The sequence below is a fragment of the Alcanivorax sp. genome (assembly GCF_051117345.1).
Lineage (GTDB): Bacteria > Pseudomonadota > Gammaproteobacteria > Pseudomonadales > Alcanivoracaceae > Alcanivorax.
This window is the reverse complement of the sequence record NZ_JBNPEC010000083.1, coordinates 1-5,207: the sequence shown is the minus strand read 5'-3', so window position 1 is coordinate 5,207 and position 5,207 is coordinate 1. Positions and strand designations below refer to the sequence as shown.

Below are 5,207 nucleotides of genomic sequence, written 5' to 3'. Positions count from 1 at the left end.
GCCAAGCCGCAAGCCAGCCGCGGGCAGGGCATATGCTGGGTAACAGTCAGTAAAAATAAAAAAAGCGTACTTCTGTGGGGGTAGTCGCGAGGCTGCCATTTTAACGGGTTGTGGGACACTACATCATGTTGGATCAATACACTAGGCAGCTCTATGCGGAAAAATTCCTCAAGAGCTCGCTCATCATCGTGCCGTTGTCACTGCTGGCTGTACTGGTCGCGATACTGGTCGCCGGCTGATACGCCGAGAGACTGCGGGTAATCTGGGCAGGATTAACGGCTGTCCGCTACCGTTTGCCGATAACTCAGAGCTTCGCGCAAGTGACCCCGGTCAACAGTATCCGTCCCGGCCAGATCGGCGATGGTGCGAGCTACCCGGGCACTGCGGTGCAGGGCGCGGGCGGACAAGCCCATGCGGGTCATGACGCTGGCCAGCCAGTCGCGATGGGGGCGTAGCAGTGGGTCCAGGTCGTCGCTGCGCAGCTCCCGGTTCAGTTGTCGCTGGCGCTGCCATTGCCGTTGCCAGGCCGCGCGGACCCGGGCACGGACCGTATCGCTGGTTTCCCCTTGACGGTCGCCGAGCAATTCCTGCGCTTCCACCGCCGGTACGTCCAGGTGCAGATCAATACGGTCCAGCAAGGGCCCGGACAGTTTGCTTTGATAGCGCTTGGCCTTATCGCAACGATAGCCGCAGCCCTTTTCCGGGTCGCCCAGATAACCGCAGGGGCAGGGATTCATGGCCGCGATCAACTGGAAGCGGGCCGGAAAGGTCAGTTGTTGGGCCGCACGGGCGATACTCACCTCGCCGGTTTCCAGCGGTTCGCGTAACACCTCCAGCACTCGCCGGTCGAACTCCGGCAACTCATCGAGAAACAGGATGCCGTGGTGGGCCAGGGAAATTTCTCCCGGGCGCGGGTGGCTGCCGCCACCCACCAGGGCGGTGGCCGACGCGGTGTGGTGGGGGGCTCGATAGGGTCGCTGGTGAAACAGACGGGCCGGGCGAGGCTGTTTCAGGGAATGAATGGCCGCTACTTCCAATGCCTGTTTCGGGTGCAATGGTGGCACCAGCCCCGGCAGCCGTGAGGCCAGCATGCTCTTGCCGGCACCAGGTGGACCGCTAAGCAGCAGCGAATGGCCGCCGGCGGCGGCAATCTCCAGTATCCGTTTGGCCGCGGCCTGGCCGCGAATTTCGGAGAGGCAACCGCCCTCATAGGTGGCGGTTTCCGGTGCCGGGTGATCGTGGAGCGGCAGTGGCGACTGGCCCACCAGGTGGGCTGCCACCTGGGCGAGCTGGTCTCCGGCCACGGTGCTGGCACCTGCCAGTGCAGCTTCATCCGCATTGTCGCGGGGAACGATCAACGTGCGGCCGGTGGGTTGGCAGGCCAGCGCACAGGGCAGCATGCCGGGCACCGGGCTCAAGGCGCCATTCAATGCCAGCTCGCCGATAAATTCGTACTGATTGCTGTCCAGTTTTCCGAGCTGGCCGCTGGCCAGCAGGATGCCCAGGGCAATGGGCAGATCAAAACGGCCGCCGTCCTTGGGCAGATCTGCCGGTGCCAGGCTCACGGTGATGCGCCGCTGGGGAAACTCGAAGCCGCTGTTGACCAGTGCCGAACGCACCCGGTCGCGACTTTCCCGCACAGCGGTGTCGCCCATGCCGACGATGGTGAAGGCGGGCAGACCCGGAGCCAGATGGGTCTCCACCCGCACTTCCCGGGCCTGAATGCCGAGTGGTGCCCGGCTGTAGAGCAATGCGTGCGTCACGTGGTCTCGCAGAATTCAGGGTGTGCGAGGCAGTGTACGGGGCGGCGGAGACGGTACGTGTGCGAGGTTGGTGGCGGCAGATGTAGGAAATCGGACTTTCTGCACAAGCGTAACGGATCACTTGCCCGGAGCTACAAGTTACGAGAAACGAGTTGCGAAAGGCTGGGCCGGTTGTGCTCTTCGAAACTCGTACCTCGCTTTCGGTGGCGTCAGGCGTCAGGCGTCAGTCGTCTTCTCCAGCTCCGCCACCTGCTTCTCCAGCGCTTCCAGCTTTTCCCGGGTGCGCATCAGTACCTGCTGCTGAATATCGAACTCTTCCCGGGTGATCAGATCCAGTCGGCTGACGGCTTCCGCCAGCACGCTGCGCACATTGCGCTCCACTTCGTTGCGCAGGCCGCCCAGATCGGTGGGCAGGCGTCCGCTGATGTCGGCCATCAGGCGGTCGATAAAGGGTTGATCAGGCATCACGAATCTCCATCGGGGACCAGGGTCAATGGCTGGCCCGGGCCGCCGGGAATGCGGTCTGTGGCGGCGGTGCTTGTATTGGTGGGCGGATGGTAGCACGGTGTCCGCTGGCGCGGCACCGGCGGTGCAGGGCAACAGCGCTGCACCAAGTTGGAACCCGCCCCAAGGTGGTGCGCTATAATGGCGCGCCGAACCCGTTCCCTGAATCGGGATCGGGATGTAACCTACTGAAAATGCATGATTTTCTAAACCTGGCATGGGTCGTGCACTTATTGGGTCAGAGCGTTCGAGCAAACTGTGGATCGGGAACCATAACGGGGCTCGAAGTGAAACGGACGACACCGGACGCGGTGAAAGCTGAGGAGAATGAAATGAAACTGGTTACTGCCGTAATTAAGCCGTTCAAATTGGATGACGTGCGTGAAGCACTCTCCGAGATCGGCGTGCAAGGCATCACCGTTACCGAGGTGAAAGGCTTTGGACGCCAGAAAGGTCACACCGAGCTGTACCGGGGTGCCGAGTACGTGGTGGATTTTCTGCCCAAGGTAAAAATCGAGGTGGCCATCGCCGAGTCCTCTCTGGACCAGGTGATCGAAGCCATCGCGAAAGCTGCCAATACCGGCAAGATTGGTGACGGCAAGATCTTTGTCACCTCCCTGGAGCAAGCCATTCGTATCCGTACCGGCGAGACCGGTGAGGACGCGATTTAAGTTTTACCGTGTTGTAAATCGACCCATGCCAGGGTTTAGAGAACACGCTTCCATTTTCGGAGGGTTGCATTGTGGAAAATCAAATTTTTGAACTTCAGTACGCCATGGACACCTTTTATTTTCTGGTGTGTGGCGCATTGGTAATGTGGATGGCTGCCGGTTTTGCCATGCTGGAAGCCGGTCTGGTGCGTGCGAAAAACACCACCGAAATTCTCACCAAGAACGTGGCGCTGTTTGCCATTAGCTGCATCATGTACCTGGTGTGTGGTTACGCCATCATGTACGGCGGCGGCATCTTCCTGGACGGTATCGAAGCTTTCGATCTGGCCAGTGTGCTGAGCACATCTACCGAGAACGGATTCGATGGTGACTCCGTTTACTCTGGTGCGTCTGACTTCTTCTTCCAGGTGGTGTTCGTGGCTACCGCCATGTCCATCGTCTCCGGTGCGGTTGCTGAGCGCATGAAGCTGTGGGCCTTCCTGGTCTTCGCAGTATTCATGACCGGCGTGATCTACCCGCTGGAAGGTTCCTGGACCTGGGGTGGTGCCGACGTGTTTGGCATGTACAACCTGGGCGACCTGGGCTTCTCTGACTTTGCTGGTTCCGGCATCGTTCACATGGCTGGTGCTGCTGCTGCTCTGGCGGGTGTGCTGCTGCTGGGTGCCCGTAAAGGCAAGTACGGTCCGAACGGTGAGGTGCACGCTATCCCTGGTGCCAACCTGCCGCTGGCGACCCTGGGTACCTTCATCCTGTGGATGGGCTGGTTCGGCTTTAACGGCGGGTCTGTACTGAAGCTGGGTGATGCTGCAAGCGCGCACTCCGTCGCCATGGTGTTCCTGAACACCAACGCTGCTGCCGCTGGTGGTGCCGTTGCTGCCCTGATTGTTGGCCGCATCCTGTTCGGCAAGGCCGATCTGACCATGCTGCTTAACGGTGCGCTTGCCGGTCTGGTGGCGATCACTGCCGAGCCGTCTACTCCGACGCCGCTGCTGGCTACCCTGTTCGGTGCCGCCGGTGGTGTACTGGTAGTGTTCAGCATCCTGACTCTGGACAAGCTGAAGATCGACGATCCGGTTGGTGCCATCTCCGTACACGGTGTGGTGGGTCTGCTGGGTCTGCTGCTGGTACCGGTCACCAACAGCGATGTGTCCTTCTCTGGTCAGATCATCGGTGCGGCTACCATCTTCATCTGGGTATTCGTGGCCAGCCTGATCGTCTGGGGCATCCTGAAAGCCGTCATGGGCATCCGGGTTTCCGAAGAAGACGAGTACGAAGGCATGGACATCGCCGACTGCGGTATGGAAGCCTACCCGGAATTCGTGAAAGGTTAATCCTTCACAACGATTTCCTTGAAATGACAGGGCGCCTTCGGGCGCCCTTTTTTTGTTTTCACAAACAGGGTCGCTGGGCGCTCGCAGGCCTGCCAATGCCGGTGCGATAGATCGGTTGCGAGATACGAGAGGCTTCCCAGGTTTTCGTTCCTCGCCTCTCGTCACTCGCCACCGTTGGAGGATCAGTGGCGCCTGACCTCTGTGCTATCATGCGGCCTTTCCCGCCAGCCGTCTGTGAGCACCATGAGCGAAACCACTGTTATCCGCCTGCGCAAGAACGAAGAACGCCGCCTCAAGGCCGGCCACCTGTGGGTCTACGCCAATGAGATCGATACCCGCCATACACCGCTGCGGGAACTGCCTGCCGGTGTCGCTTGCGTGGTGGAAGACAGCCGTGGCAAGCCGCTGGGTCGGGCCCTGCTCAGCCCCCACTCGCTGATTGCTGCCCGCCTTTACAGCCGTGACGTAAAGCAGGAGTTGTCGCGCAGTTTCTTCAAGAAACGCATCGAGCAGGCACTGGCCCTGCGCGAGACCCTGTTCGATGAACCCAGCTACCGGTTGATCTTCGGCGAAGCCGACGGCCTGCCCGGCCTGGTGGTGGACCGTTTCGGTGATGTGCTGGTGGTGCAGACCGGTTCCGGCGCCATGGAAGCGCACCTGGACACCATCGTCAGTGCTCTGGATGCGGTGCTTGACCCGACCCATATCATTGCCAAGAACGAAGCCGCGGCCCGGGAAATCGAGGGTATGGAGCGCTATACCAAAGCGTTGAAAGGCGATCTGGTCGACGAGGTGTCGCTCACCGAAAACGGCGCCCGCTTTGTGGCGCCGCTGGCGGAAGGGCAGAAAACAGGCTGGTTCTACGACCACCGCAGTGCGCGTCAGGCCATGGTGCCACTGGCCAAAGGGGCGCGGGTGCTGGACGTGTTTTCCTATTG

The 5,207-nt window shown here is 60.7% G+C and carries 5 protein-coding genes; 3 read left to right on the top strand and 2 right to left on the bottom strand.

Annotated features, from left to right (window positions below; genetic code table 11):
- Window positions 1-272 precede the first annotated feature (272 nt).
- Window positions 273-1,763 carry a YifB family Mg chelatase-like AAA ATPase gene (locus ACFE0K_RS05595; protein ID WP_434535121.1) on the bottom strand — a complete coding sequence of 497 codons (1,491 nt, stop codon included), beginning with the start codon at window positions 1,761-1,763 and terminating at the stop codon, window positions 273-275.
- A gap of 216 nt (window positions 1,764-1,979) precedes the next feature.
- Window positions 1,980-2,228 (bottom strand): accessory factor UbiK family protein, encoded by a 249-nt coding sequence (locus tag ACFE0K_RS05590; protein WP_035250611.1) that lies wholly within the window; start codon window positions 2,226-2,228, stop codon window positions 1,980-1,982.
- A gap of 371 nt (window positions 2,229-2,599) precedes the next feature.
- On the opposite strand from ACFE0K_RS05590, the gene glnK reads away from it, so the two are divergent.
- From glnK to ACFE0K_RS05575, 3 genes are all read left to right on the top strand, one after another.
- Complete coding sequence (gene glnK, locus ACFE0K_RS05585) at window positions 2,600-2,938, top strand: P-II family nitrogen regulator (protein ID WP_008930504.1); 339 nt, start codon at window positions 2,600-2,602, stop codon at window positions 2,936-2,938.
- A gap of 71 nt (window positions 2,939-3,009) precedes the next feature.
- On the top strand, window positions 3,010-4,269 hold the full coding sequence (locus ACFE0K_RS05580) for an ammonium transporter (RefSeq protein WP_434535120.1): 1,260 nt from the start codon (window positions 3,010-3,012) through the stop codon (window positions 4,267-4,269).
- A 243-nt stretch (window positions 4,270-4,512) separates the two neighbouring features.
- Window positions 4,513-5,207 (top strand): class I SAM-dependent rRNA methyltransferase (locus ACFE0K_RS05575; protein ID WP_434535119.1); only part of this gene is annotated, 695 nt, incomplete at its 3' end.

Coding starts and splice junctions, on each gene's coding strand:
- ACFE0K_RS05590 (WP_035250611.1), bottom strand. CDS start 2,228: ATGCCTGATCAACCCTTTATCGACCGCCTGATGGCCGACATCAGCGGA.
- glnK (WP_008930504.1), top strand. CDS start 2,600: ATGAAACTGGTTACTGCCGTAATTAAGCCGTTCAAATTGGATGACGTG.